The sequence below is a fragment of the Mesorhizobium sp. M1328 genome, assembly GCF_040318075.1.
Lineage (GTDB): Bacteria > Pseudomonadota > Alphaproteobacteria > Rhizobiales > Rhizobiaceae > Mesorhizobium.
On sequence record NZ_JAMYLO010000011.1, the window covers coordinates 1 to 26,258 of the forward strand.

Here is a 26,258-nt window from a genome sequence, read left to right on the forward strand (position 1 = left end):
TTTGCCGCTTTCATATACTGCCGCCACACCGTGGCCGCCCAATCCGGTTAGCACCTTGTCCGGCGCTGTGTCGGCGAGGAAGTCGACAACCTCGCTCGCGGTTTTCTCTTCCTCATTCGAGATTTCCGGATGCTGGTGCAGCCTGCGGCGCCATGCCGTCAGCTCGACAATGTCTCGATTGGTCAGGGTCATGTTTTTCCTGCTCCGCTTGGCGCTAGAGCAATTCCAGGAAACGTGTGAAACGGTTTTCCGTTCGGAATTGCGTCAAGACAAAGAGATAGAGCGGCTCGGCGTATCAAAAGCTGAACCGCAGCCTGACACGTTGCGCGTGCTCGATTATCCCGAGCAATCGGTGATGATGGGCATTGACGCAGCGTGAACGGTTTCACCCGGCCGCCGGCGTTGGACTAGAGCTACGTTCGCAAAGCCTTTGGCCACCGGCTTCTTGGGAACACGACGGCTTTTCCGCTCGTTGATCTTTGTGCCCTCTACCTCGATTCGCAAAACTGAATACGATCCCGAGCGCAAGGTCCTTTCCGTGTGGTTCGTCGCCAGCGGCAAGTGGTACGAGTTTGAGGGAGTACCGCCGGAGACCTTTGCCGCGTTTAAAGCCGCGTTCGCGAAGGGCCGCTACTTTAACGACAAATTCGCAATCATTTCCCGTACCGCCTGATTGCGAGCGATAGTGACCCGGGATGACCTAACCTGACCTGTCGTGGCGACGTGGCGCTAAGTGCGCCCGGTCATTGCGACCTCGTCCAGGAGACTGCTCGACGGCAACTGGCCGTCGGGAGTGAGCTTGTCCACTGCGTCGGGGAGTTCTCTTGTGAGCCGATCGAGAAGCTCGTCGTGGGACAGTCCGGTTTGCTCGGCCAGATCCTTCAACGTTTGCGGGTCGATTGCTTTTTCAACCTGCTCGCGCTGAACGGGCCGGTGTGATCCTTTACTTACCCATGAATCAACTTGGTCGCCCGCACCTGCATTCCTGAGGCGGTCCAAGATATCACCGAGACCGCCGGGGGAGCCGGCGCCATTGGGATCTGTCGATCTCTTTCCCGCGATCAGCTCGCCGATCTTGTCCCTGTTCTTGTAGGCAAGCAGCCCCAGCAAGGCTATGGCGACTTTTCCTATATCAAGGCTCATCTCCGATCTCCTTCTATTGAAAGCGATCGACGACATCGCTCGAACATCGTCCTGCGCCGCATAGTTGAGCGCCTTGAGTGAGGCGGGGTGCTGAGGCAGAACAACTAGAATACGAGGCGCGTTCGGCGGGGTTCACCATTCAAGCCAAGCAATATTGTTTGCCGTTCGCGCACGCAGCGACATCAACGGCGCGATCCAGGCGATGAACCTAGGCGAGGCCGCGTTTCGGCCGCTGGAAGAGCCCATCCGGCAGACCTTCAACGGCGGCGGCGTTGCCACGGTCAGCAGATGCCGGCGCTTCGCGATCCAAGCGGCTTTCAGGTCGTGCTGCGCTGGGATGCACGGAACATGGCGGCGGAGACCTGGCTGCGCGAGCACTCGGCGCAACTCGTCACCAACATTGTTGCTGATCAGCAAATTGCGATCCGTGCCGCTTTTTCTGAGGGTCTTGCCCGCGGCACCAATCCGACCAGGACCGCACTGGAGGTCGTTGGGCGCATCAATCGGGTGACCGGCAGCCGAGAAGGCGGGGTGATCGGGCTCACCACAGTTCAGAGCGACCTATGTTGCCCGAGCCCGCGATGAACTGCTCTCTGGCGAGCCCGACCAGTTGCGGGCCTATCTGACTCGGAAGCGACGCGACAAACGTTTCGACCGCACGATCACAGCTGCGATCCGAGATGGTAAACCAATCCCTACCGATATGGTGACGACCGCGAGGCGCCTGTTCATCGCTGGGAGCGATCCGCATCACCGCATGGGGCTTCTGCAGATCGATGCGTTCCAGATACTCGATGCCGGCGCTTCCGCGGCAACGGAGATCGCCGGGCAGATCGCGGCATGGTTTCCCTGCGATCTGCCACTGTTCCAGGAGGGTATCCGAATTCGGGTAACGAAAGCGCCGGACATCGCCGGTGCACTCTCTGATGACACCCACTGGATGGTTCCGGTGACCGTCTCCTACGAGGCTTTTGCCTGATGCCATAAGCCGCCCCTGGCGAGGGCAATCCACCTAAACTTGAAAGGATGCCGTTGTGGCCATCAAAGTCTTATCTCGGCCGCGCGAACCGGATTGTCAGATCGCTTGTGGCACATGCGATACGACCGTCGCCCGCGTGATTGCCATGCCTACATTCTTCATTGGCGGTGTATCAACTCGACTTCGAAAGTCATTGTCGCCTTCAAGAGCGGTTGGCTGTTTTCGTCGCGGACTTCGATTGCGAGGCAGCAGCGGCTGTCGGGTGGTGCGATTTCTCTCACATAGTCTGCCAAGGCTGCGAAAGCCTCCGCACGAGCAGCATTGAGGCCCCCAGCAAGCCTTGTCCCCTCATCGTCGGGAAAGAGCCGGTCATTGTCGCGCACGTCGAACAATACGGCGCCATGTTCGCCGACTGCACTCGGCTCTGCCTGTTCCATGTTTGATCTTGTACGATGCCGGTCCAGGTCGCTTCAGATAAGCCCGTTATCCTCGGCCGTCTGGCGAGCACGGCGTCGAGTCCCGTCAGTGTCGGATTTCCGGTGCCTTTCTATCGCAGCCTTGCGGGTCTGCTCGAGGCGGTTCTCTTCGCTTTCATCGGGCGCAGGCTGGAGCTCGGTTTTCTTTTCGAAGGTGATCACCAGTCGCGTTCCCCGCTCAGCTTGATCGGAAGGGCGCGCCGGGACGGGCGTCCCGGCGATGGTCGTTTCAATCAAAGCGAGCTTCAGGCGGCGAGAGCGGTGGTGCAACCTTGAATGCCCAGCTTGTCGGGCGTCGTCTGTCCAGGCATGGTCGCCCAGCCTCCCGCTTCCACGAACTGAAGCTTCTTGTAGCTGTCGGTGATGGCCTTGAACTCGACAAGCTTCGCCGCCGCATCCGGCGCCGCGTTGAACCTGTCAACGCATATGGCGGATGCCAGGTCTCCACGCGCCGTGTCGCTGGCCGTGGCCGCCATCTTTTGGGACGTGCCGCCGGTGACCCAGCCTCCCCAACTGAAGCCGATGACGATCGTGGCGATCACGGCCGCGATGCACGCCCAGACCAGCATGGTCTTCGAAGGCTGGTAGTCCTCCCAACGACGGGAGAGAGATTGTTTAGTGGTGTTCTGCATGGCCATGGAGGTTTTCCTTCCAGGTTGGAGTGCGGATTGCTTTGTCCGGCCGCGCTGGCCGAACGGTTCAGGCACTGTTCTCAGTATCCACCCATGCCGCCGTTGCCTGCCGCCGGGGCGGAATCCTTCGCGGGAATGTCGGCGATCATTGCTTCAGCGGTGATGAGCAGCGCCGCGATCGAACCGGCATCCTGCAGCGCAGTTCGCACGACCTTGGCAGGATCGACGATGCCGGCCTTGATCATGTCCACATAGGTTTCCGTCTGCGCATCGAAGCCCTGGTTGCGATCCTTGCTGTCGGTCAGCTTGCCGACCACGATCGAACCTTCGACGCCGGCGTTCTCGGCGATCTGACGGATTGGAGCCTCAAGCGCCCTGAGCACGATGGAGATGCCGGCGATCACGTCGGCGTTGGCGCCTGTAAGGGAGGTCAGCACGGCCTTGGCGCGCAGCAGCGCGACACCGCCACCGGGCACGATGCCTTCCTCAACGGCCGCACGCGTGGCGTTCAGCGCATCATCGATGCGATCCTTCTTTTCCTTGACCTCAGTCTCGGTCGCGCCGCCGACGCGGATGACGGCGACGCCGCCTGCGAGCTTCGCCAGCCTCTCCTGCAGCTTCTCCTTGTCATAGTCGGATGTGGTCTCCTCGATCTGCGCCTTGATCTGGCCGATGCGCGCTGCAATGCCGGCCTTGTCGCCGGAGCCGTCGATCACCGTGGTCGTATCCTTCTCGATCAGCACGCGCTTGGCGCGGCCGAGCATGTCGAGCGTGACGTTTTCCAGCTTGACGCCGAGATCTTCGGAGATCATCTGGCCGGCGGTCAGCACCGCGATGTCCTCCAGCATCGCCTTACGGCGGTCGCCGAAACCGGGAGCCTTGACGGCCGCGACCTTGAGGCCGCCCCGCAGCTTGTTGACGACGAGCGTGGCGAGAGCCTCGCCCTCGACATCCTCGGAAATGATCAGCAGCGGCTTGCCGCTCTGCACCACAGCTTCGAGGATCGGCAGCATGGCCTGCAGATTGCCGAGCTTCTTCTCGTGGATGAGAATATATGGGTCATCGAGTTCGACGCGCATCTTCTCGGCGTTGGTGACAAAGTAGGGAGAGAGGTAACCACGGTCGAACTGCATGCCCTCGACGACGTCGAGCTCGGTCTCGGCGGTTTTCGATTCCTCGACGGTGATGACGCCGTCATTGCCGACCTTGTCCATCGCCTTGGCGATCATCTCGCCGACGGTCGCGTCGCCATTGGCGGCGATGGTGCCGACCTGGGCGACCTCAGCCGAAGACTTCACCTTCTTGGCGCGCGCCTGGATTTCCTTGACGACGGCGCTGACGGCAAGGTCGATGCCGCGCTTGAGGTCCATCGGGTTCATGCCGGCGGCAACGAATTTGGCGCCTTCGCGCAGGATGGACGCGGCGAGCACGGTCGCGGTGGTTGTGCCGTCGCCGGCGAGGTCATTGGTCTTCGAGGCCACTTCGCGCACCATCTGCGCGCCCATGTTCTCGAACTTGTCGGCAAGCTCGATCTCCTTGGCGACAGTGACGCCGTCCTTGGTGATGCGCGGCGCGCCATAGGCCTTGTCGATGACGACGTTGCGGCCTTTGGGGCCGAGCGTCACCTTGACGGCGTTGTTGAGCAGTTCGACGCCGCGCAGCATCCGGTCGCGAGCATCGGCGGAGAATTTGATTTCCTTGGCAGACATGATGTTTTGTCCAGTTCGATCTTGACAGTGAGGGGTCGGAGTCTGGTCAGGCGGCTTTTTTGGTGGCCGCTCCGGCTTTCTCGACGATGCCCATGATGTCGCTCTCCTTCATGATCAGAAGGTCTTCGCCATCGATTTTGACCTCGGTTCCGGACCACTTGCCGAACAGGATGAGATCGCCCGCCTTGACGTCGAGAGGAACCAGCTTGCCGCTTTCGTCGCGGGAACCTGGGCCGATGGCGATGACCTCGCCTTCCTGCGGCTTTTCCTTCGCAGTGTCGGGAATGATGATGCCGCCTTTGGATTTGAGATCGCCTTCCGCACGTCGGATGACGACGCGGTCGTGGAGTGGCCGGAATTTCATTGGGTTCTTTCCGCAGCCGACGCATAGGGGCAGCCGCAACACTTACATAGTGCTGTTGGCACTCGAATGATAGGAGTGCCAAAACTATTTTGCAGACTTCAAAAAATACAAATCCGCTCCCGCTGCCCGGGCACGTCGGGCGAAAAGAAAATTCATTCGTGTTTGGGAAGTTATTTTGCAGAGATATGCCGTTCTGTAGGGTCGAAGAATAAATAAATATGCCGATCGCCTTGTTAAAACACCAATTGAGGCGCATATGTAAACCACGTTGATTTGGCCGTTTTGGCTTTCGCGGTGTCAGAGACTACGACCCGCCATTCACCACCGAATTCTCGACAGCGAATGCACAAGTGCCGATCCGGCGCGCATCTCGCTCTGTTCGAACCTGGGGCGAAGTCCAGTGCTGACCACGGATGTACTGGCAGCCGCGGGATCGTTCCGGTTCGGATGGGAATGATGCAGGAAGCGCATCCGCGTGTCCCTGCGGAGACTCCTATCATGACCACACGCACCACGCAGACGGTCGTCCGATTTTCGTCCGCATTCCTGTTGCCCGGCTTCGATGCCCCGCAGCCGGCTGGAGAATACCGTGTCGACCAAGACGAAGAGTCAATCGACGGCTTATCCCGGCTTGCCTGGCGACGCGTCGCCGCCTTCATCCACCTGCCGGCGATCGCCAAGCAGGTTCCACTGCAGCAGATGGTGCCGATCAATCCGGCGGACCTCGATGCCGCACTCGAAAAGGACCATGAATTGTCATGACAGCAACGAGCTTTTCACACCGCAGCCGGGAGCTTCCGCGCGACACCGCAGCACATCGCTTTGCAGTGGGCCAGGCTGTCCGCCTGAAGAGCGGCTTCGGGAGACCGGCTTTGCCCAGGGACGTCTATCACATCACCGGCACCCTGCCGCCGCGGAGAGATTCACCTCAATACCGCATCCGCAACGACGACGAACGTCATGAGCGGGTGACGACGCAGGACAGTCTCGAGCCGGTCGGCATGTGGCCGGCAGGCGACGGCGAAACCCTCATCGAAAGGACGTTCGGCCATGGCCAAGGGACAAAAACGCAGCAATCGCGAGATCAGAAAGCCGAAGCAGGAAAAGGCTCAGTCCAAGCCTGAAAGCACGTTCGGCAACCAGATCAAGCTCGCCGCGAACGCCAACGTCCCGCGCGGCAAGGGCTGAGAGCAGCACGCTGTGACGAGACGGGAGCGCGGGCATCAATGAAGTGGTGATCGATTTTTACCGCACCCGGGACGTTGACGATGCACATGCGGTCGTCGCCCGCGAGACCGCAGAAGCTGCCGATCTTGCGAGACCGCAGAAGCTGCCGATCTTGATGACGCGGTCGAGATTGCACGGCAGCTTTCGCAGACCCTCGACATGTCGCAGCAACCGGACGCGGTGGCGATTACGGACGCGAATGGATTGATACCCTATTCAGGGCCCATCCACGCCGAAGCAGCCAATGAAGAAAGGCTACAATAATGAACCTCCACAACAACGACACCGAGCGGGTGCGCGATGCCACCGCGCTAGGCACGTGGGAGAATGAAGGCGGAGCACCCGGCCGCCATTCCGTGGACCATCAATACGGCCGCCGCATCGAAACGGATCGCTCCTGGACCGTCTACCACGTCTTCACCGGTGTTCCAGCCCAAGCAGACGGCCAGATCATGACCGGCCTCAGCCGATCGGCAGCAACAGAAGACATGGGGTCGCTGAATCGTCGTAATGAACGACGCAACAGAGATCAGGGTACCCTGATGGCACGCGCCCAACTTGCACGATGTTCAGTAGAGGAATGCCGACGGTGACCCTCGAATTTCCCAACCGGAGCCGGAGCTTCGACGAAGTGCGCAATGCTGTCCGCTTCGTCGGCCATGACGGCATGTTCGAGGTGCCGTTCTTCGTCGAGACCGCCGCGCTGGCACAGCCCGGCAGGACGCAGCTGTCCGAAGCGGATCTCCTCACGGCTTTCGATGCAGCGCGCAACTCGATCCACGATGTCGCGCGGGAAGCCTACTCTCATGGACGCCGCACCTCCTATATGCTGACGGCCGTCGATTTCCGCTAGGGGGAGCTCTCGATGCTAATCCGCTACGGTTATGAGATCACACTGACCTGCCAGCAGCCGACCGCATTGGTATGTCTCCTGTCGGTCCACGAAGATCGTGCGGCCGAGATCAGGGTTCCGGAAATGATCGAGGCAGCGGATGGCGCCGCCGCCATGGCCGCAATGGCTGCCCATCTCGATCACATCGAGGCTAGCACGCGCGCTGAAAGGCCGCGTCACCGAGTGGGCTGCCTTGCGGCCGAAGGCCGATGTAAGAGACGAGGCCGCCGGCGAGGAGGGCCGGAACGAGCGCCACGATCGCGACCATCTGCAATGTGGTGTTGCTCTTGTGGAGCCAGAATTGTTGCAATGGGGCGAATGGATTGGTGGTGATCGTCGCTTCGAGAATGCGGCCGTCACGGAAAAAAATCTGGAGGCCAAGGCCATAGCCAAGAATCCAGACTGCAAAGACGATTCCCGTGCAGAAGAACAGGTAAAAGGCCTTATAGCCTTGGCTCATGATTCATCCCGGGCAAAGAAGATTTCCGACACGACGCGCTTGCCGCCGTCGCGGCGAAGCTGGATGACGATCGGGATGACCATCTGAATGTAGGACATCAGATCGGCCTTGGAATAACCTGACGACAGCCAGCCTGTTGCATCATCATGGCAAGTTGCTCGTAGGCACCCATCGGTGTGTCGGCATGGACAGTGGACATGCTGCCGGGGTGGCCGGTGTTGATCGCGCGAAGGAACGAGAAGGCTTCGGCGCCGCGGATTTCGCCGACAAACAGGCGGTCGGGCGCATGCGAAGCGATGCTTCGAGCAGGCTTTGAATCGTCACGTCAGCAGTGCCCTGATCGCCCTTTGAGGCGACGAGGTGCACTTTGTTGGCCTGGGGCGGGAACAGTTCGCGTGTGTCTTCCAGGGTCAGAATGCGCTCATTGGCATCGATGCTTTTCAAGCATGCGTTCAGAAACGTCGTCTTGCCGGAGGATGTGCCGCCGCTGATCAGGATCGATACCCGTTTCGTGATGGCCGTATGGATGAAGTCATAGATACGACCGGCGCGCAGATGGGCAATCAAGTCGCGATCGATGTCGCTTAGGCCGCCGACAGCGACCGATACTTTGTCGAGCGAACCGCTGTCGCGATACTCCTCGAGCGTGAAGTTGTTGACCACCTGCTTGCGGATCGAGATTGAGCCCCCTTCCGGAGCGGCCGGCGGCAGGACGATCTGAATGCGTTCGCCTGTCGGCAGCGCGGCGCTGAGAATGGGCTTGGAGCGGCTGACAAACTGACTTGTCGCGCCGGCGACGCGCTCACCGATGTTTTGGATTTCGGCGGCCGTCAGTTCATGAATCTCGTGGTGCTCCATATGGTCGGAGCCGAGGCGTTCGACATAGACGTGGCCCGGCTTGTTGATCGAAAGTTTCGACGACGCGCGGGTCTTCCAGGAATGGTTTCAGCGGAGCCAGCGCGCGATCGAGAAAATGATGAGGGTTCGGGGCTCTACATACGGCGACGTTCACGTTGAATTTCCTTCATCGCTTCGGTGACGGGATCGTCGTATATGGCGCTGAAATCGAGATCCTGTCGGACATAAACAAAGATGCGTTCGCCTTGGCTAACGCCATGACGGTCAACCAAGACGAGACGCATAAGAGATTGTCACTCACGCGCCTCGGCCAGCGATGCGCGCAGCATCACGTCTTGGGTCGTTATCCGCGCCCTGATCTTCATCAGTTTCAACGAATAGTGCCGGCGGCATCGCCATCATGTCGGCACCGCGCAGCCAGTCAGCTTTCAGGTCTGTCATCTCGGTCGATGAGGATGCGCTCCGCGGCTCCGTCGAGGTCCTCGTATTGCCCGCTCCTCAAAGCCCACAGAAACCCAGATAGCCCAAGAGCACCGAGGAACAGGGCCACAGGTATCAGATAGACGAGCGTCGTCATGACGATCGCGCCAGTGCGCCGATGGCGGACCGGTTGCCGCGCCTGCCCACCGTCTCCGGTGCGTTCGTCGCAAAGGACGCCAGGCGTAATGCATTTCCGATGACAAGCAGCGACGAGGCGGACATGGCGATTGCGGCGATCAACGGTGTGACGTGCCCCGAAATGGCGATCGGTACGGCGACGGCATTGTAGATAATGGCGATGGCGATGTTTTGCCGGATCAGTCGTCCGGCCTTGCGCGAGACGTCGAGGGCAAGCGGTACAGCCGAAAGGCTTTCGCGCAGGAACACGAAGTCCGCTGCCTTGCGGCCGACATCGGCGGCCGTGGCTGGAGCTATCGAGACGTGTGCCGCGCTTAGCGCAGGGGTGTCGTTGAGGCCGTCGCCAACCATCAGCACCTTGTGGCCGTCCTTCGCCAGCGTTTCGATATGTTCTACCTTGCCCGAAGGAAGCAGCGCCGGAACAAAGTGATGGATGCCCAACGCCGCCGCGACCTCGCCGCAGGCAGCGGCGGTGTCGCCCGACAGCATTTGCGCGGAAACCCTCGCGTTGTTCAATTGCTCGACGGCCGCTCTGGCGTCTGCACGCAACGCGTCCTCGAAGACAAAGGAAGCCACAATGATCCCATCTTTCGTCAGAACCGTTCCGCCATATCTACTTTCGCCGCCGGTTCGGGCCTTCCATCCAGCCCATCCGCGCCTACCCAGCCGCCAGGTGCTGCCCGCGGCAGTGGCCTCGATGCCGAATCCAGGGTGCTCGCTGACAGAATCGAGCTTTGGCTGGCCGGCGAAACCTGCAAAGTTTGCAATGGCCTTTGAAAGTGGGTGACGGGAATGCGCGGCCATATCGGCTGCGATTGCCAGCATAGTCGGGTGGATGGACGGTGCGTTGAGGAGCCGGGGCTGTCCGAGCGTTAGCGTGCCGGTCTTGTCGAACACCGCGACGTTGATCGTCGCCAAGCGCTCCATGGCGGAACCGTCCTTGACCATGACGCCAGCTTCGAACAGACGCCGCGCGGCGACAACCTGCACGATCGGCACGGCGAGTCCAAGCGCACAGGGACATGTGATAATGAGGACGGCGATGGCGATCGTCATTGCCCGGTGCCAGTCGCCGATGGCCACCATCCAGCCGAGAAACGTCACGAAGGCGGTCAGATGGACCACCGGCGCATAGAGCGCCGAAACGCGGTCGGCGATCCGGCGATAATGCGCGCGACCGCCCTCGGCCGCTTCCATTAGTCGGACCATCTCTGCCAGGAAAGAGTCTTTTGCGGCGGCTGTCGCCTCGACCGTCAGTGGGCCCGTGAGATTGAGAATGCCTGCCTGTACGGCTTCTCCTGACGCCACGGTTCTGGGAACGCTCTCACCGGAAACCAGCGAACAGTCGAGATCCGAGAAGCCACGAATAATCTTGCCGTCGACCGGAATCCGCTCACCCGCCGCGATCAGCAACTGCATGCCGGGTTCTATCTCGCCAACCGGCCGGTAATCGCGCGTGCCATCATCACGCATCACCATGGCGCCACGCGCCGCCAGCCGTGACAGACCGTTCACCGCGGTCCGGGCACGCTCCCGCATCACGTGATCAAGCGTGCGGCCGATCAGCAGGAAGAACAGCAGCGACACCGATGCGTCGAAGTAAGCGTGGTCGCCATGGTGGATGGTTTCGTAGAGGCTCATCGCGTAGGCGAGCGAGACCCCAACCGCAATCGGCACATCCATGTTCATGCGGCCGTGACGCAACGCGTTCCATGCCGAGCGGAAGTAAATGCCACCGGCGAAGGCGAGGGCAGGGATGGCAATCAGCGCCGAGATCCAATGGAACAGGTCGCGGGTCGCACCTTCAGCGCCGGACCAGACCGAGACCGAAAGCAGCATGATGTTGCCCGCCGCAAAGCCGGCAACCGCGACGGCGCGGATCAGTTCCGAAAGCGTCTTGTCTTTTTCATCAACCTCGGGCTCGAAAAGATGCGCTGGGTAGCCCAGCCGCTCAAGCGCAGCGACGAATGGCGGTGCCTCATTCCCACGCCATCTGATCGAAACCCGTTTCGTCGACAAGTTGACCCGTGCGTCTTCGAGGCGATCGAGCTTTTCGAGTGCTGTCTCGATCGTCTGTATGCAGGCGCCGCAGTGAACAGTCGGCACTGAGAGATCGGTCTGGTGAAGGTCATCGCCAAGCGAGCGGCTCGCCAATTTGACCTCCTGGTTTGACGGCAAGACGGGTGTGACCCTATCGAGGGCCAGCGCCATTTCAGCGCCCGGCGCACAGCAGCTCATTGCAGCGCTCCTTGGGAAATCATGATCCGACGGACATCGCGGTAGGGTTCGGCGAGACCAGCATCGGCATCGACTTCGACGATCCAGACGCCATCTCTCGGCGTGTGCTGCGCCGCAAATTCCTGGCCTGTAGCAGAGGCCAGAGTGACGGACTTGTCCTCCGCCTCGTAAGCGGGGTGGCGAAACAGAACCTTCACAGAATGCAGGGGAATGGGCTTCCCGGCGGCATCGCTGAGGCTGTAGCGGACCTCGCCCCATGCGATGGTGAGTTTGCCGGTCCAGCCGAGTGCGGCCTGCGCGCGCCCCTCCTCGGCCTTCTTGTTGAACTGCTGGCTCGCCACATAGGTGTTTTCAACGACAAGACCGGTCCAGCTCGTGCTGGCCAGCGTCGCCATGGTCACATTCACGCCAACAACCACGCCGAAAAAGCTAAGAATGGTAAGCAGCATATGCCTTCCGGTAAATTCGCGGGGCCTTCGCATATTGACGCTCATCTAACGGTCTCCGGAGCGTTGAACGTGGCCGTGTATTCGTCGACTTCGAAACTTGCCTTGTCTTCGACCCGGAACTTGAATGTCTGCGCTTGCCCCTTGAGCTGTTCAGCCGGCTGGCGGACGAAAACCTTCAGCATCTTCAGCCGGTCTGGTTCGACGGCGATGGCAAATGAGCGATCTGCAGGCAGGTCGATCCCGACGACGTTCATTTCGGCGCGTTGTAAGCCCTGCATGGTGACGACAATCGTCCTTGGCTCGGGGATCATGTTGAGCAGCTTGACGGTGTAACCATTGCGGATCGAACCATCGGACAGCGTCACGAACTGCGGATTGCGGTCGTGCAGAACGCTGACGTCGAGCCGGTCGCGCGTCAGCAGCGAATAGAGCAGGGCAAGGCCGATCGCCGACCACGCGCCCATGTAGACGAAGGTGCGTGGCCTGAAGATTTTGCGGAGATGGAAATGGGCCAACCTATCGGAGAAAACGCCGTCGTCGGTCCGCACGAGCGACGGGTTCACCGAGCAAGAACCGCCTGCGGTGGCTACCGTCATGTTGGCGTTGTAATCGGACAGCGTCGCATAGGAGATCAGTCCCCGCTCCTTGCCGAGCTTGTCCATGACGCCGTCGCAGGCATCGATGCAGAGCGCGCACGTGATGCATTCGAGCTGCTGGCCGTCGCGAATGTCGATCCCCATCGGGCAGACGGCGACACAGGCATTGCAATCGACGCAGTCTCCAACCGGCTGCCCCGCGGCAAGCACCTTCTTGGCGTGGCGCGAACGCGGCTCGCCGCGCCAATCATTGTAGGTTACGGTGAGCGAATTCTCGTCGAGCATGGCCGCCTGGATGCGCGGCCATGGGCACATATAGGTGCAGACCTGCTCGCGCATCAGTCCGCCGAACGTGTAGGTGGTCGCCGTCAGCACCGCGATGGTGATGTAGGCGATGGGCGCTGCGGTCCCGGTGAAGACCTCTTGAATTAGAGTTGGCGCATCGGCGAAATAGAAGATCCAGGCACCCCCCGTTGCCGCGCCTATGGCCAGCCAGATAGCGTGTTTGGATACACGCAGCACAAGCTTGCGTGCGGCCCAGGGCCCGGCATCGAGTTTCATGCGCGCGTTGCGGTCGCCCTCGATCGCACGTTCGACAACCAGAAACAGGTCGACCCATACGGTCTGTGGGCAGGTATAGCCGCACCAGGCCCGGCCGACCGTGGAAGTGACCAGGAAAAGGCCGATGCCGGCCATGACCAGCAGGCCGGCAACATAGTAGAATTCCTGCGGCCAAATCTCGATGAAAAAGAAGTAAAAGCGGCGATTGGCGAGATCGATCAGCACAGCCTGGTCGGGGGCAAACGGCCCCCGATCCCAACGCAGCCAAGGCGCCAGGTAGTAAATGCCCAGCGTGATTGCCATCACCAGCCACTTGAAGCGACGAAAGCTGCCTGAAGCGCGCTTCGGGAAGATCTTCTTGCGTGCGGCATAGAGCGGCTGACGCGTTTTGGCCGAGTTGACCGCCTCGGCCTCAAGTCGCTCTACCTGAATGTTGTCCAGCACGAATATCTCCAGTCGCAGCGGATCATTTTGCCGTGCAACCGGACATCTCTGATGTGGGCGACGTCCGGAATGCAGCGTGCTAGCCAAACTTTGCCGCATGATGGGCCGCGCCGCGTTGATGCAAGTCAATCGCCGATGCCGCAAATACGATCGAGGCCCGGCGCTAGCCGGGTCTCGTCGCTTAGCTGGCGGAGGCCGGGAATAGAACCCCCCTTTATTCCCCACCGCCAAGCGAATGGATGTAGACGGCGAGCTCCTTCACTTTGGTGTCGCCAAGACGTCCGCCCCAGGCTGGCATCACGCCCTGTCTGGGCGCGCGAACCTGTGCGGCGATCGATGCTTCCCCGGATCCGTAAAGCCAGATGGCATCGGTCAGGTCCGGCGCGCCAAACTCCTTGTTGCCTTTTGCATTTTCGCCATGACACGCGACGCAATTCTCCGCGAAGACCTTGGCACCCGGCTCGACCAGACTTTCGTCTTGAACAGGTCCCGACAGGCTGGCGACGTAGGCGCTGACCTGCCTGATCTGGTCAGCCGTGATAATGTCGCCAAAGGCCGGCATTTCGGATTGGCGTGTGTCCGGGTCCGATGCAAAGCGGATGCCGTGTGTGATCGTCTGCTGGATCTGCTCGGCACTTCCCCCCCACAGCCAATCGTCGTCGTTGAGATTGGGAAAGCCGCTGGATCCTTGGGCGCCGGAGCCGTGGCACTGCACGCAATTGACCTTGAACGCGGCGCCGCCGGCGGCACCCGCGAATTCGCGCAGCGCATCGTCGGCGGCAATCTCCACGACAGTTTTCGACTGTACAGCCGCAACATACTTGCCCTTGGCGATTTCAGCTGCGGCGAGCTCGTTCTTCACATCATTTCGGCTCGAATAGCCGATTACGCCTTTGGTCGCGGAACTCAGCATCGGCCATGCTGGATAGGCGATGGTATAGCCGATCGCCCAGAGGATGGTGATGTAAAAGGTCGTGATCCACCAGCGCGGAAGCGGATTGTTGAGCTCCCGGATGCCATCCCACTCATGGCCGGTGGTTGAAATGCCCGAGACTTGATCGATATGCTCGTTGCTCATCGTCAATCGTCCTTGAGAGGTATCCGGGCGGCTTCGTCAGCTTCCCTGCGGCCGCCGGGGCGAAGCGCGAAGGCAACGCATCCGACGAAGAACAGCGCCATGGCGAGCAGGCCCCAGCTGTCGGCAAATTCCCGCATCAGATTGTAGTTCATCGATATCTTCCTCAGCGGTAGCCGGCGGCCTCGTCATAGTTTTTGAAGTCGACCAGCGTGCCTAGCATTTGCAGGTAAGCGACCAGGGCATCCATTTCGGTGACCTGCTGCGGGTTGCCATCGAAATCGCCAAGCTTGGCTTTCGGATAGCGGGCTTCGAGGCCGGACGTGTCGACGTTGGCATCCGCTTGTGCCATGAGATCGGCATTGGCATTAGCAATCATGTCATCGGAGTAGGGGACGCCGACACGCTTGTTGGCGACAAGATGTGTCGAGAAGTCCTTCACCTCGATCGGTGTATTTTTCAGGAATGCGTAGCTTGGCATGATCGATTCCGGCACCACAGAGCGCGGGTCGGTAAGATGCTGGACGTGCCATCCATTCGAATAACGGTCGCCCACCCGTGCTAGGTCCGGTCCGGTGCGTTTCGATCCCCACTGGAACGGGTGGTCGTACATCGACTCGGCCGCCAGGCTGTAATGCCCATAGCGCTCGACTTCGTCGCGGAACGGCCTGATCATCTGGCTATGGCAGAGGTAGCAGCCCTCGCGCACATAGATGTTGCGGCCGGCGAGCTCGAGCGGCGAATAGGGCCGCATGCCTTCGACTTTCTCGATCGTATTGTCGAGATAGAAGAGCGGCGCGATCTCGACTATGCCGCCGACCGTCACCACCAGAAGGGAGCCCACGAGAAGAAGCGTGGCGTTCTTCTCGATCACGGCATGTTTGTCCATCAAGCCCATTTTCTGGCTCCTTATTCGGCAGGCTGGAGGGCGGGAACAGGATCCGGCATCGGTTGCTCCTCGCGCTGGTAGCCGAGGATCGTCATCGCGATGTTCCACGCCATGATCAGCATTCCGGCGAGATACATCGCGCCGCCCAGAGCGCGCATGACATAATAGGGATGCATGGCTGCGACGGTCTCGGCGAAGGAGTAGACCAGGAAGCCCTGCTCGTCGTATTCGCGCCACATCAGGCCCTGCATGACGCCGGAGACCCACATCACCGCGGCGTAAACGACGATCCCAAGCGTCGCCAGCCAGAAGTGCCAGTTGACGAGCCGCAGCGAATAAAGCCGGTCGCGGCTCCATAACTTCGGGACCATGAAATAGATCGCGCCGAACGAGATCATGCCAACCCATCCGAGCGCGCCCGAATGGACGTGACCGATGGTCCAGTCGGTGTAGTGCGAGAGCGAGTTGACGGCCTTGATTGACATCATCGGGCCTTCGAAGGTCGACATCCCGTAAAAGGCGATGGCCATGACCATCATACGGATGATCGGGTCGGTGCGCAGCTTGTCCCAGGCGCCCGAGAGCGTCATCAGGCCGTTTATCATGCCGCCCCACGAAGGCATCCAGAGCATGATCGAGAACACCATGCCGAGCGTCTGGGCCCAGTCCGGCAGGGCGGTGTAGTGGAGGTGGTGCGGACCGGCCCAAATGTAGAGAAAGATCAAAGCCCAGAAGTGGATGATCGACAGCCTGTAGGAATAGACAGGTCGGTTGGCCTGCTTGGGCACGAAATAATACATCATGCCTAGGAAGCCGGCGGTGAGGAAGAAACCGACGGCATTGTGGCCGTACCACCACTGCGTCAACGCATCCTGGACGCCGGAAAAAGCTGAATAGCTCTTTGAACCCACGAACGAGACGGGCATCGACAGGTTATTGATCACATGCAGCATCGCGATCGTCACGATGAAGGACAGATAGAACCAGTTGGCGACGTAGATGTGCGGTTCCCTGCGCTTCAGGATGGTGCCGAGGAACAGGACGAGGTAGGCGACCCACACAATGGTCAGCCACAGGTCCACATACCATTCGGGCTCGGCGTATTCGCGGCTCTCGGTGATACCGAGCAGATAGCCGGTTGCCGCCATGACGATGAACAGCTGATAGCCCCAGAACACGAACCAGGCGAGATCGCCGCCGAACAGCCTGGCACGACAGGTCCGCTGCACGACATAAAGCGACGTGCAAATGAGCGCATTGCCGCCGAAGGCAAAAACCACGCCGGAAGTATGCAAAGGCCGCAAGCGGCCGAAGTTGAACCAGGGCTCGATGTTAAGATCCGGGTAGGCAAGCTGCAGCGCGATGACGACGCCGACCAGCATTCCCACCACCCCCCAGAACATGGTGGCAATGGCACCGTAGCGGATCGGCCCATCCATATAGGCGGACGAATCGATTGCCGCGGGCGCTGCGAAGCTCGTGTTGCGAAGAAGGATAGTGATAAAGCCAAGCAGCACGATGAGCAGCACCCACATGTGCTGCCGAAAAGGTTCGTCCACACCAAAGCCGGCAGCCACCAGCGCGACAAAGGCGAAAAGGCCCAAAGCGACGATTTCCGTGCCGAACTTCATGACATGTCCCCGAGGTCGGATTCCGATGCGCGGACGCCAATCCGCATCGATACCAATTCAGCAGTCTCCCGATCGCCGCCTTGATCCATGTCAAAGCCATTTGCTTTTGGATTGGGCAGCTTTGATCTCGCAAACGGTCAGGAGGCTGTCATTGAACAGGGAGAGGGAGCGGGAATCGTCGCGGTTCGAAACAGGCCGCGACAGTTCGACATCCGGCAGAGAGGCGGTACCAGTGGCGTTGATGAAACGCGCGCATCTGGACAAACTGCAGCTCTGTGATGCCCTGGAAAGAATCGCCGACACCTTGCCGAATGTCGACCGCCTGAAATGCCTTGGCACAGCCAACGCGATCGTCCCGTTGTTGCGCAACATTCATCAATACGAAGAGACGATCATCTTTCCCGCCTACGAGGCCTCTGTCGCTGGCAGCGATGCCAACCTTGCCTCAGTCCGACGGCTGCGCGCCGAGCATGTCGAGGACGAATGCTTTGCCGGTGAGGTGACCGAAATCCTGCTGGCGATCGGCCATGGCGAGAGGTTGCACAACGCGGAAGCCGTCGGGTTCATGCTGCGCGGATTCTTTGAAAGCTTGCGCCGGCATATCGCCTTCGAGCGGGAGCACGTCTTGCCCATGATCGGGATGGCCGACGAGCACTAGGCGCCTGAACGCCGCTCCAGCCGGCTCAAGTTGTCCACCCTGACGTGCCGATTGTTCTCGATCCGGATCACGCCGTCGGTCCGCAGCCTGGTCAACTGGCGGCTAACCGTTTCGATCGTCAGGCCAAGGAAGTCGGCGATGTCGCCGCGTGTCAGCGGCAGATCGAAACTCGCCGACCTAGCGGCTGGATCAATCGTGGGATCGATGTTCCTGGCGATCATCAAGAGAAAACTCGCCACTTTTTCCGAAGCGGTCTTGCGCCCCAGCGTCAGCATCCAATCGCGTGCATGGTCGAGCTCGTTCAGCGTTTGCTTGAGCAGGCGATGCTCGAGCTCTGGTGATTCCTTCATCATCCGTTCGATAGCCGCTTTTGGAAATGAGCATAGGGAAACTGCTGTTGCGGCTTCCGCGTTGATTGCGCTTTCCACCTTGAACGGCCGTCCCAGAAAGTCGGGCGCAAACTGGAGGCCGACGATCTGCTGTCGACCATCGGAAAGGCTCTTTGTCAGCTTCACCACACCCGAAAGCACGTTCGAATAGCTGTCGACGGCCTCTGCGTCGCCGATCAGTTCGAACCCCGGGTCAACGCTGTGTCTTGACGAGGTCTTGGCGAGTACGACCAACTGGTCGGGATCGAGCGCACCGCAGACACCGCGATGGCGTGCCTCGCTGAAGCCCGAGGATATGGTGGCGTTGGGGACTGCCTTACGGAACAGCTTCGATTTTGTTAAGGACGCAAAAATCAGCGTCGAGATCGATCCCAACGACATGGACGAGGCGCGCCTCGATGCACTGTGCGAAATCGGCATGACCAGGGCAAGCCTCGGTGTGCAGGACTTTGACCCGAAGGTGCAGAAGGCGATCAACCGCGAGCAGAGCTTCCTGCAGACCAAGACGGTTGTCGACGGAGTTCGTTCACGCGGCGTCGGTTCCGTCAATCTGGACCTGCTCTACGGCTTGCCGCACCAGACCAGCGAGAGCGTCTGTTCCACCGTAGCGCAGGCGCTGACCCTGGAACCAGACAGGATGGCGCTGTTCGGCTACGCGCATGTGCCCTGGTTCAAGAAGCACCAGACGATGATCGACGAAGCGTGGCTGCCTGGCCGTGCGGAGCGGTACGCTCAATCGCAAATTGCCGCCGACCTCGTACTGAAGGCAGGGTATGAAGCCGTGGGCTTCGACCATTTCGCCAAGCCAAGCGATGCGTTGGCGCAAGCAGCCCGTACAGGCACCTTGCATCGCAATTTCCAGGGCTACACCGAGGATCGCTGCGAGACACTGATCGGGCTTGGCCTTCATCCATCAGCCGTTTTCGCCAGGGCTACGTGCAGAACATGCCGGCGACCGCAGAGTACGGTCGCATGGTTGCAGGGGGCGGGCTGGCCGCGGTCCGCGGCATCGCGTTTTCCGATGATGACTGCGTCCGTGGCTGGATCATCGAGCGACTGATGTGCGATTTCGGCTTTTCGGCGATCGAGCTGCTGGAACGCTTCGGCGAAGCCGGCCAGAAGCTCCTTCTTCAGGCAAGTTCGATCGCCCTTCACGATCCCGTTCGATTGCTTGAACTCGATGGCGATTGTTTCGTCGTGCCGGCCGAAAGTCGGCCTTTTGTTCGAAGCATTGCGGCAAAGTTCGACAGATATTTGGAGACCGGAGCAGCCAGGCATTCGGTGGCGGTGTGAGCTCCCTCAGAAATGCTCGCCGGCTTTGAACGGGCCGATCCGGGTCCCCGCCGCGATCAGGTACGCGGTCGACCAGCCTATCAGCAGGAATCCATTCACCCCCTCAAGTGCCGCCAATACGCGCCATGCGTGAGCGGGTACGATGTCACCGTAGCCGACCGTCGAAAAGGTGATGGTGGAAAAGTAGAGTGCTGTTTCGAAGTCGGCGAAGATATCGAGCAACCGGTAAAGTCCGGCCCAAACCCAGACCTCCGCTGTCATCACGGCGAAGAGCCCCATCACCACGCTGATCATCGCAACGGTTCGGCTGCGGCGCCCGTGCATGCGAAATCGCGCCACCAGATGTCCCATTGCGCGCGTGACTGCGATAAGACCAAAGGTGTGAATCACTACCGTCAGGCTTATGACGATCGTACCGACGAAGAGGTTGAGAGCCATCCAAGGAAATTACGAAATTCGAGGGAAGCATTCCTTGCGCGAAGTCAATCCGGCCGGGTTTCGCCGAAGCCTGCCGGTTCGCCATCGCCCGTCACTACGGAGCGAGACGAAAGAACATCGCCAGCTTCAGGCTTGTCGCGATCCGTTCAGCGCGGTCGACGAACACTGCAGCGGTTTCCGGCGCGAAGAGTTCGACCGCCGTTTGCCGGAACAAGGTCAGCCAGACATCGAAATCGGCCTCGGTGACATCCTTGAGTTTGAGGTGTGCCGGCACCGGTCGTCCGTGGTAGTCGCCGCTCTTCAGGATAACGGAACACCAGAAATCCGTCATTTTCTCCAGATGAGGTTCCCAATCGCCGGTGATTTCGCGCGCGAAAATCGGTCCAAGACGCCCGTCCTTCCTGACCTTTGCATAGAATTCGCGGACCAATCTTTTGATCCTCGTGCGCTCGACGCCGGTACGGTCCAGCGGCCGTTCCGCGACGGGACCAGCCCGATCGGTAAAAGCTGATTTCAATGTCATCATGCACTCGTGTATGCGTCAGGAAGCTGTGTTTGTGCGTCAGGAAAATCCCAGGCGCCGAAGGGCAGCCTGCATAGGGCTGGGTCGGTCGCGGACAAGCCGGAAACCCAAATTGCCAGGCGGCGTCCCGACTGCGCAACCGCCGCTCTTTCCGTCCCGAATGAAGTCAGACATGTAGGTGCGGTGAAATCCCTCGACAACGTGTACGCCGCAATTGTGGATAGAACTCTCTATCCGCTTGCCATCAATCGCTATTATGGCGTGGGAATAGCATGTCGAGGTCCATTCCCAGACATTTCCCGCGATATCTGCCACGCCTTTTGAATTGGTGCCGAAGGACCCCTGAGCTCTCGGTTCCGGATCAGGTTTCCGCCCGAGTGCAGTCTCGAGCCGATACCGGGTGAGCCACCGCTGCGCTGGGTTGTTCGGGTCGCCTTCGCCGCCCTCAATGTCACCTCGGAACTTTTCGCTGGCCGCATAAGCCCACTCGACGTCCGTTGGCAGCCGCCATGCCTGTCCCGTGCGGGCTGACAGCCAGGTCGCATAGACTTCGGCATCTATGTGGCTGACGCCAGTGACCGGAATGCTGTTGCCCCTCTTGCGTGAGTCGGCGGGCTTGCATGCGCCGTCCGCCACGCAGCGTCCGTATTCCGAAATGCTTACCTGGTACTTCATGATCTCCAGCGGCGCCTTCATGGTTTGCTGCATGATGGGCGCTGCGACGGGATGGTTCCCCCTGAGGAACTCCCCAGCCTGTGGGTGCTCGAACGAGCCGGATCCCAGGACGACCAGTTCGCTCACTGCGGTTTGGTGGGGGAGGTCAAAAGGGCGCGTGTCGAGCGCATGGCTTACGCCCCAACCGATCAATGCGACGGCCGCAGTTGTTCCGAAGGTAGTGACGGGGTCAAAGGACATGGTGCGAACTCCGGCCGCAAGCGCAACCCCTTTGGCTCCGCCGCGGGGTCGCACCGATGATCGGATCTCCGGTCTAGGAGGTGATCGCCCTGGGCGCTTCGACCTGCATCATCAGATCGTCGTCCCAGTTTCCCTCGACCATGAAATGCGCGGTCGCGCCGAGCTCGACTGCCTCGATCAGATTGTGGTTGACATAGGCATAGATGCCAGGCTGCAGGAACGTATACAGCGCCGCCCCTGCCGACCCGCCACGGATGAACCAGGTTTCCAGATCCTTGGCCGGTGGGTTGGCGAACTTGCCGTGTTCCCAGACAAAGTCGCCATGACCCCCGATCAGGTGCGGACGCGTGTCGCGGTTGGCCTGGGAATGAACGAGCAACATGGTTTCACCGACCCTTGCTTTCATGGCATTGTCGCCGGTCAGCGAACCAGCCCTGCCATTGAACACCACATGCGTCGGGATTAGCCCGCGCATCACCTTGAGGGTATCGTCGTAATTGTCGCCGGCGGTTTCATATTTCTTGAATTTTCCCTGCTCGTCGCTAGGGATGTAGAAGTCGTTCTCGCCGATGTAGTAGATGCGATCATACCGAACGGGGTTGCCCTTCTCGTCCTTGAGGCCGTCGCGTGGCAGCACCATCACCGCGCCGCTCATCCCCGATACGACGTGCCACGGGATCATCGCGCCGCCGGGTGCGCAGTGATAGACGAACGTTCCAGCCCGCGTGGCCTTGAAGCGCAGCGTAACCTGCTCGCCCGGATTGACCAGCGTCAGCTCGCCGCCGCCGAGCCCGCCAGTGGCAGCATGGAAATCGATATTGTGGGCGAGAGTATTGGTGTCTGGATTGATGAGGGTAAGTTCAAGGTAATCGCCTTCATGCACGACCATCAAGGGGCCTGGGATCGAACCATTGTAGGTCATCGCATTGAGCTGCGTGCCGTCGGCGTCAATGACCATCGGCTTCTCCTCGATCGTCATGGTGAATTCGACGATCTTTGGACCGCCCTTGGCGACCTGATCGTGAGTATGCACGAATGGCGGCGGGACCAGCGTTATCTTTTCACGGGGCAGCCCGGCGACATGCTTGACGCTTGCCACTGCCGGCATTGCACCAATGGTGGCGACCGCGGCTGCGGTAAGAACAGAGCCCAACAAAGCTTCGCGTCTCGTAAGCATTTCCATCTCCTTGGTGTCGGCCATCCGATGTCATCAGAATAGCCTCGGCGTCAGCCAAGTCTTTGCGCTAGCGCAAATCCACTGCGTCATTTCAGTTGTCTGTGTTTTGGAGACTAATGTACCGACGGAAGGTATCGGCTTTGCTGCATGAAATCGGGAATCAAATAGGCCGGGCTGGACCTCCCCTCGGTCCACCCGGCCTTCCCCCGGCCGCCGAAGCGGGGGGATCTGCGAGATCTGCAATGAAGGTCAGTTAGAAGCGGTTTTGGTCGCCTCGGCGAATAGTTCGGCGAATACCGGCTTGGCTTTCCCGACCTGCTTGACGGCTTCCGCTGCCGCGAGGTTGACGGGCTTGCCGACGACGATCAGCGCAACCATGCCCATGCCGTAATGTGGAGCGCACTTCACGCCATAGACCCCCTCCTGCGTAACGGTCACGGCAATTTCCGCGCTGGGCTTGCCCTTGAAGGCTTCAGCTCCGTCCGGGATCATGCCCTTGATGCTTTCGGCGTTGTGGGACTTGTCGGTGGGCACGAACTTGATCGTGTCCCCAGGCGCCGCCCGAACAAAGGCAGGCTGGAAGACCATTGAGCCTTTCTCTCCCTTGTTCAGCATCTGTACGACATGTTCTTCGGCATTTGCCGCACCGGCGATGGAGAGCAGGGCGATAGCGGCGGCAATCAGGGGCAGTTTCATTGGGAATTCCTTTCTTGACTTCGTCACGGCACTAACCGTTGCGCTCTTCTACTGGACCGGCAGACGTGGTGATTTGCGCTGGCGCAAATTGGCGTGCGAAATGTGCGTGGGAGAGCCCGTCTCGCCCGGCGAGCCGGTTCCGCCCGCCTTCAGGCTGCGGTTTTTGACTGTCGCACTTGCAAGCGTGGTCGAACCAGCATGCTGCCGAACAGTCCCGCATAGCCAACGAAGGATGCGATCCACAGTGCCACAGAGATATGAAGGAGCACTGCCTCGGTGGGCGCGAACGCAGCTGCGATCCGAAAAATGGCCGCAAGCACGACAGCGGCAAAGATTCCGCACGTGCCTGTACTTGCTCGCAGTTCACGGCCCGTGTGTCCGAGCGTGGCGCGGCTCATGACGGCCAGCGTCATACAGGCCACCGCTCCGACGCCGAACGCATGAATGCCGGCCACCGCGGGCACTCTCTCGGGCACGAAGACAGCGAGGCCGGCAATCAGGAAGCCGATCGGCACGAAAGGCGAATGCCACGTGCAGGACCAGCACTAGAGGATCGCGCAGCGTCCGGTCCCCAGCCCAACGAGCAAGCCGGACCGCATTGAGGACCGCTCCGGCGATCAGCACCGCGCCGGTGCCTGAAAGGGTGGGAAAGAAGGCCCAAGCCGCCAATCCGGCCGCAGAGAGTGCGATCGTTCCCACGTCGAACCTGCCGAACGGGACCGGCAGGCGCCCCGGTCTCTCACCGCACCAGCCGGTTCCGGGTGAAGGAAGGAATGATGCGGCCGCCTATGATCATGACAAGGACGACCGCCGCGCCAAGGCCGAGACGGCGGCTGATGTCAGACACGCCTTGATAGTGCGCCTCGGCATGAAACACCATATTCGCCGCCAGAAGTGCCGTCACTGGCAGCAGGACCTTGAGGTTTCGCCAGTTTCGGCCCGCGATGATTTCCGTTGCGGTAGCGGCGACAACCGCGAGAAGAAAGGCGCAGTCTATGACGGCACTGAGCAGCCAGCCTGCCTGCGCCGAAAAGAAGACGATGAACCGCCCCGCGGACCAAAGCAATACGAGGCCCAGCAGAGAAAGGCCCTGCACCGGAAGCCTTCCGGTCCAGTTCGGGATTGCGGTCAATAGGAAACCGGTCACAACGGCCGCCGCATAACCAAACAGCAACTCGTGGACATGCCAGTCCACGGGCGAGAAGCTGCTGGAGGTCTCGAGCCTGCCGTAAAACAGAGGCAGCCAGAACAGCATCGCCGCACCGCCATACAGTGAGCCGATAAGAAAGAATGGCCGGAACCCGTAGGAGAGAACAGCCGGATGACGTCCCTTCAAGGAGAAAAAAACAGGTGGGCGTAATAGGTGACATGGGCGGCCGCCACGCCGGTCCTTCTATCGTGACTGGGCAGACGGAATTTGCCGCAGCGCAAACAAGATTGGAATTTCAGGGAAAGGCGGCGAATACACGCCTCTTGCCGCACGAGGGCCGCCCATGACACATTCTATGACTGGGCTGCCCTGACCACGGCGAACCTGATGTTGGGCGCAACAGCACTTGGGAGGGGACAGCGTTGGGTAGCCTCGATCGCTCGCTGATTGCCGGGCTTCCTGTGTTTGGGGGCATAGCCCCCACGGATCTCGACCGCATAATCGGCCAGGCCAGGTCGTTGAGGATTGCCAAGGACCAGCCGGTGTTCGAGCAGGAGCAGGAAGCAGCGCGTCGTGAAATCAACTCCCGACGGTCACGAGGTGACGGTGCGATACATAAGTCCGGGTGAGTTGATGGGCATCGCCCATGCGCTTGGCCTCACCACCTACCCGGCAAGTGCCATTGCCGCGGTTGATTGTATCGTTCTTGCTTGGCCGAGTCGCTTATGGCCGACATTCTCCGCCGATTTCCCCAGTTTCGGCTCCAATACGTATAAGGCCGTGGGCAGCAGGCTTCAGGACGCTCATTCGCGCGTCATCGAGATGTCCACCGAGCAGGTGGAACAGCGCGTCGCCCGTGGGCTGCTCAAATTGGTCATGCAGTCAGGCAAGAAGACCGACGAGGGCATCCTTATAGATTTCCCGATCTCACGTCAGGACATTGCCGAGATGACCGGCACGACACTTCACACAGTCAGCCGGCTGCTCTCGGCATGGGAAAATCATGGATTGGTCAAAAGCGGACGCCAGAAAGTGATGGTGGTCGAGCCTCACCGGCTCTTGGTAATTGCGGAAGGGCGTGGTGAAAAAGCCTAATCCGGGCCACCGGCATTTGTCACCGCCAGCAGGTCGCGACGGAGTTCTTCTTCACTCAGATCGTGCTCTCGTGCCGCGTCGGAAACGGTGTGAAACGAAGCAATCGGGCAGCCAATGCAAAGCATGCCATGCTGGAGCACTACCCGGATGGTCGCCGGCGACCCATGCATGATTTCGTCCATCGTCGCATCGTCGCTGAATTTGCGTTTCATGCCGCTTGTCCGCGTTTGGAGAGCGACATCCTGCTGCTGGTTTCAGGGATGTTCGTTGCGCTGAGGCAAACAAGAAGCAGTTCGGCCTACCTCACGCCTGAACGACGCGGATCGTCGAGCGCGTCAGGAATCTCTTCTCCCGCCCATTGTCGAGCGAGAACATGCCGCCGCGGCCAGGCACCACATCGATAACAAGATTCGTATGCTTCCAGGCCTCGAATTGCGAAGCCCGATATAGAACGGCGCGCCGTGGATGTGGCCGAGCAACACATCGTGATCGCCGATGATGAAACCGGCACGCGGATAGCACATGGGCGAAGAGCCGTCGCAGCAGCCGCCGGATTGGTGGAACAGCACCGGTCCATGCTCGGCAACGATCTCCGCGATCAGTTCGAGCGCTGCCGGCGTTGCCGTGACTTTCGCATGCATGGCTATTCCGATTTTTTACCCTGGGGCGCGGCCCTCGCGGGG

31 protein-coding genes and 7 pseudogenes are annotated in these 26,258 nt (G+C 60.3%); 13 read left to right on the forward strand and 25 right to left on the reverse strand.

Annotated features, from left to right (window positions below):
• Positions 1-192 (reverse strand): annotated as a pseudogene (locus tag NKH23_RS19415) (amidohydrolase); the annotation flags it as partial.
• Between NKH23_RS19415 and NKH23_RS19420 the strand changes: the two are divergent.
• A complete protein-coding gene (locus NKH23_RS19420) occupies positions 191-379 on the forward strand; it encodes a hypothetical protein (RefSeq protein WP_353015399.1) in 189 nt (62 codons plus the stop codon). The pseudogene NKH23_RS19415 and the gene NKH23_RS19420 sit on opposite strands and share 2 nt — an antisense overlap.
• 51 nt (positions 380-430) lie before the next feature.
• Positions 431-673: a KTSC domain-containing protein gene (locus NKH23_RS19425; protein ID WP_353015396.1), complete on the forward strand. Its 243-nt coding sequence runs from the start codon at positions 431-433 to the stop codon at positions 671-673.
• Between the two features lie 56 nt (positions 674-729).
• Here NKH23_RS19425 and NKH23_RS19430 read toward each other — a convergent pair whose 3' ends face one another.
• Positions 730-1,143, reverse strand: coding sequence for a YidB family protein (locus tag NKH23_RS19430; RefSeq protein ID WP_353035175.1), 414 nt, complete (start codon positions 1,141-1,143; stop codon positions 730-732).
• A 288-nt stretch (positions 1,144-1,431) separates the two neighbouring features.
• On the opposite strand from NKH23_RS19430, the gene NKH23_RS19435 reads away from it, so the two are divergent.
• Positions 1,432-1,728, forward strand: coding sequence for a hypothetical protein (locus NKH23_RS19435; RefSeq protein ID WP_353015392.1), 297 nt, complete (start codon positions 1,432-1,434; stop codon positions 1,726-1,728).
• A 25-nt stretch (positions 1,729-1,753) separates the two neighbouring features.
• Entirely contained in the window at positions 1,754-2,122 is a 369-nt protein-coding gene (locus NKH23_RS19440) for a phage tail terminator-like protein (protein ID WP_353015390.1), read from the forward strand.
• Positions 2,123-2,280: 158 nt separating this feature from the next.
• On the opposite strand, the gene NKH23_RS19445 is transcribed toward NKH23_RS19440, so the two are convergent.
• The 5 genes from NKH23_RS19445 to NKH23_RS19465 form a co-directional block, all read right to left on the reverse strand.
• Entirely contained in the window at positions 2,281-2,559 is a 279-nt protein-coding gene (locus NKH23_RS19445; protein WP_353035177.1) for a DUF6894 family protein, read from the reverse strand.
• A gap of 33 nt (positions 2,560-2,592) precedes the next feature.
• Positions 2,593-2,760, reverse strand: coding sequence for a hypothetical protein (locus tag NKH23_RS19450; protein ID WP_353015386.1), 168 nt, complete (start codon positions 2,758-2,760; stop codon positions 2,593-2,595).
• An 83-nt stretch (positions 2,761-2,843) separates the two neighbouring features.
• Positions 2,844-3,236 (reverse strand): hypothetical protein, encoded by a 393-nt coding sequence (locus NKH23_RS19455; RefSeq protein WP_353015384.1) that lies wholly within the window; start codon positions 3,234-3,236, stop codon positions 2,844-2,846.
• Positions 3,237-3,310: 74 nt separating this feature from the next.
• Positions 3,311-4,939 (reverse strand): chaperonin GroEL, encoded by a 1,629-nt coding sequence (gene groL, locus NKH23_RS19460; RefSeq protein WP_353035179.1) that lies wholly within the window; start codon positions 4,937-4,939, stop codon positions 3,311-3,313.
• Positions 4,940-4,985: 46 nt separating this feature from the next.
• On the reverse strand, positions 4,986-5,303 hold the full coding sequence (locus NKH23_RS19465) for a co-chaperone GroES (RefSeq protein ID WP_353015380.1): 318 nt from the start codon (positions 5,301-5,303) through the stop codon (positions 4,986-4,988).
• A 498-nt stretch (positions 5,304-5,801) separates the two neighbouring features.
• On the opposite strand from NKH23_RS19465, the gene NKH23_RS19470 reads away from it, so the two are divergent.
• The 6 genes and pseudogenes from NKH23_RS19470 (at position 5,802) to NKH23_RS34645 (ending at position 7,969) form a co-directional block, all read left to right on the forward strand.
• Positions 5,802-6,065 (forward strand): hypothetical protein, encoded by a 264-nt coding sequence (locus NKH23_RS19470; RefSeq protein WP_353015378.1) that lies wholly within the window; start codon positions 5,802-5,804, stop codon positions 6,063-6,065.
• Complete coding sequence (locus NKH23_RS19475) at positions 6,062-6,427, forward strand: hypothetical protein (RefSeq protein ID WP_353015376.1); 366 nt, start codon at positions 6,062-6,064, stop codon at positions 6,425-6,427. Before NKH23_RS19470 ends, NKH23_RS19475 begins: the two co-directional genes overlap by 4 nt.
• Before the next feature lie 366 nt (positions 6,428-6,793).
• Positions 6,794-7,123, forward strand: coding sequence for a hypothetical protein (locus NKH23_RS19480; protein WP_353035182.1), 330 nt, complete (start codon positions 6,794-6,796; stop codon positions 7,121-7,123).
• The gene (locus tag NKH23_RS19485) at positions 7,120-7,383 is read left to right on the forward strand and encodes a DUF1488 family protein (protein WP_353015372.1); all 264 of its coding nucleotides are present in this window, start codon (positions 7,120-7,122) and stop codon (positions 7,381-7,383) included. The genes NKH23_RS19480 and NKH23_RS19485 overlap by 4 nt, the downstream gene beginning before the upstream one ends.
• A gap of 12 nt (positions 7,384-7,395) precedes the next feature.
• A pseudogene (locus tag NKH23_RS19490) lies at positions 7,396-7,512 on the forward strand (transglutaminase family protein); the annotation flags it as partial.
• Between the two features lie 10 nt (positions 7,513-7,522).
• Positions 7,523-7,969, forward strand: coding sequence for a hypothetical protein (locus tag NKH23_RS34645; RefSeq protein ID WP_502912367.1), 447 nt, complete (start codon positions 7,523-7,525; stop codon positions 7,967-7,969).
• Here NKH23_RS34645 and virB11 read toward each other — a convergent pair.
• The 9 genes and pseudogenes from virB11 to ccoN all read right to left on the reverse strand — a co-directional run bounded on the left by virB11 (position 7,879) and on the right by ccoN (position 17,241).
• A pseudogene (gene virB11 / locus NKH23_RS19500) lies at positions 7,879-8,894 on the reverse strand (P-type DNA transfer ATPase VirB11). The gene NKH23_RS34645 and the pseudogene virB11 overlap by 91 nt on opposite strands.
• 267 nt (positions 8,895-9,161) lie before the next feature.
• On the reverse strand, positions 9,162-9,317 hold the full coding sequence (gene ccoS, locus NKH23_RS19505; RefSeq protein ID WP_292656569.1) for a cbb3-type cytochrome oxidase assembly protein CcoS: 156 nt from the start codon (positions 9,315-9,317) through the stop codon (positions 9,162-9,164).
• Positions 9,314-11,596 carry a cation-translocating P-type ATPase gene (locus NKH23_RS19510; RefSeq protein WP_353035184.1) on the reverse strand — a complete coding sequence of 761 codons (2,283 nt, stop codon included), beginning with the start codon at positions 11,594-11,596 and terminating at the stop codon, positions 9,314-9,316. Before NKH23_RS19510 ends, ccoS begins: the two co-directional genes overlap by 4 nt.
• Positions 11,593-12,090 carry a FixH family protein gene (locus NKH23_RS19515; protein ID WP_352978046.1) on the reverse strand — a complete coding sequence of 166 codons (498 nt, stop codon included), beginning with the start codon at positions 12,088-12,090 and terminating at the stop codon, positions 11,593-11,595. The genes NKH23_RS19510 and NKH23_RS19515 overlap by 4 nt, the downstream gene beginning before the upstream one ends.
• Complete coding sequence (ccoG, locus tag NKH23_RS19520) at positions 12,087-13,646, reverse strand: cytochrome c oxidase accessory protein CcoG (RefSeq protein ID WP_353035186.1); 1,560 nt, start codon at positions 13,644-13,646, stop codon at positions 12,087-12,089. The genes NKH23_RS19515 and ccoG overlap by 4 nt, the downstream gene beginning before the upstream one ends.
• Before the next feature lie 214 nt (positions 13,647-13,860).
• Positions 13,861-14,724, reverse strand: coding sequence for a cytochrome-c oxidase, cbb3-type subunit III (gene ccoP / locus NKH23_RS19525; RefSeq protein ID WP_353035188.1), 864 nt, complete (start codon positions 14,722-14,724; stop codon positions 13,861-13,863).
• 2 nt (positions 14,725-14,726) lie between these two features.
• Positions 14,727-14,876: a cbb3-type cytochrome c oxidase subunit 3 gene (locus NKH23_RS19530; protein ID WP_353015361.1), complete on the reverse strand. Its 150-nt coding sequence runs from the start codon at positions 14,874-14,876 to the stop codon at positions 14,727-14,729.
• An 11-nt stretch (positions 14,877-14,887) separates the two neighbouring features.
• Positions 14,888-15,619 carry a cytochrome-c oxidase, cbb3-type subunit II gene (ccoO, locus tag NKH23_RS19535; protein ID WP_353015359.1) on the reverse strand — a complete coding sequence of 244 codons (732 nt, stop codon included), beginning with the start codon at positions 15,617-15,619 and terminating at the stop codon, positions 14,888-14,890.
• 11 nt (positions 15,620-15,630) lie between these two features.
• The gene (gene ccoN / locus NKH23_RS19540) at positions 15,631-17,241 is read right to left on the reverse strand and encodes a cytochrome-c oxidase, cbb3-type subunit I (RefSeq protein ID WP_353035191.1); all 1,611 of its coding nucleotides are present in this window, start codon (positions 17,239-17,241) and stop codon (positions 15,631-15,633) included.
• 241 nt (positions 17,242-17,482) lie between these two features.
• On the opposite strand from ccoN, the gene NKH23_RS19545 reads away from it, so the two are divergent.
• Positions 17,483-17,899 (forward strand): hemerythrin domain-containing protein, encoded by a 417-nt coding sequence (locus tag NKH23_RS19545; RefSeq protein ID WP_352978155.1) that lies wholly within the window; start codon positions 17,483-17,485, stop codon positions 17,897-17,899.
• On the opposite strand, the gene NKH23_RS19550 is transcribed toward NKH23_RS19545, so the two are convergent.
• Positions 17,896-18,669: a Crp/Fnr family transcriptional regulator gene (locus NKH23_RS19550; protein ID WP_353035193.1), complete on the reverse strand. Its 774-nt coding sequence runs from the start codon at positions 18,667-18,669 to the stop codon at positions 17,896-17,898. The genes NKH23_RS19545 and NKH23_RS19550 overlap by 4 nt on opposite strands.
• Between NKH23_RS19550 and NKH23_RS19555 the strand changes: the two are divergent.
• Positions 18,569-19,581 (forward strand): annotated as a pseudogene (locus tag NKH23_RS19555) (radical SAM protein); the annotation flags it as partial. The gene NKH23_RS19550 and the pseudogene NKH23_RS19555 sit on opposite strands and share 101 nt — an antisense overlap.
• 6 nt (positions 19,582-19,587) lie before the next feature.
• Here NKH23_RS19555 and NKH23_RS19560 read toward each other — a convergent pair.
• The 6 genes and pseudogenes from NKH23_RS19560 to NKH23_RS19585 form a co-directional block, all read right to left on the reverse strand.
• The gene (locus tag NKH23_RS19560) at positions 19,588-20,019 is read right to left on the reverse strand and encodes a potassium channel family protein (RefSeq protein ID WP_353015351.1); all 432 of its coding nucleotides are present in this window, start codon (positions 20,017-20,019) and stop codon (positions 19,588-19,590) included.
• A 94-nt stretch (positions 20,020-20,113) separates the two neighbouring features.
• Entirely contained in the window at positions 20,114-20,542 is a 429-nt protein-coding gene (locus tag NKH23_RS19565) for a group III truncated hemoglobin (protein WP_353015348.1), read from the reverse strand.
• Positions 20,543-20,581: 39 nt separating this feature from the next.
• Entirely contained in the window at positions 20,582-21,457 is an 876-nt protein-coding gene (locus NKH23_RS19570; RefSeq protein ID WP_353035195.1) for an SUMF1/EgtB/PvdO family nonheme iron enzyme, read from the reverse strand.
• A 73-nt stretch (positions 21,458-21,530) separates the two neighbouring features.
• Positions 21,531-22,634: a copper-containing nitrite reductase gene (gene nirK / locus NKH23_RS19575; RefSeq protein WP_353015342.1), complete on the reverse strand. Its 1,104-nt coding sequence runs from the start codon at positions 22,632-22,634 to the stop codon at positions 21,531-21,533.
• A gap of 249 nt (positions 22,635-22,883) precedes the next feature.
• Positions 22,884-23,330, reverse strand: a complete 447-nt coding sequence (locus NKH23_RS19580; RefSeq protein ID WP_353015339.1) for a pseudoazurin — start codon at positions 23,328-23,330, stop codon at positions 22,884-22,886.
• Between the two features lie 149 nt (positions 23,331-23,479).
• Positions 23,480-24,666 (reverse strand): annotated as a pseudogene (locus NKH23_RS19585) (NnrS family protein).
• Positions 24,667-24,902: 236 nt separating this feature from the next.
• Here NKH23_RS19585 and NKH23_RS19590 point away from each other — a divergent pair.
• A pseudogene (locus tag NKH23_RS19590) lies at positions 24,903-25,575 on the forward strand (Crp/Fnr family transcriptional regulator).
• Here NKH23_RS19590 and NKH23_RS19595 read toward each other — a convergent pair.
• Entirely contained in the window at positions 25,572-25,787 is a 216-nt protein-coding gene (locus tag NKH23_RS19595) for a DUF1858 domain-containing protein (protein WP_353015333.1), read from the reverse strand. The pseudogene NKH23_RS19590 and the gene NKH23_RS19595 overlap by 4 nt on opposite strands.
• A 91-nt stretch (positions 25,788-25,878) precedes the next feature.
• A pseudogene (locus tag NKH23_RS19600) lies at positions 25,879-26,216 on the reverse strand (DUF779 domain-containing protein).
• Positions 26,217-26,258: the final 42 nt, after the last annotated feature.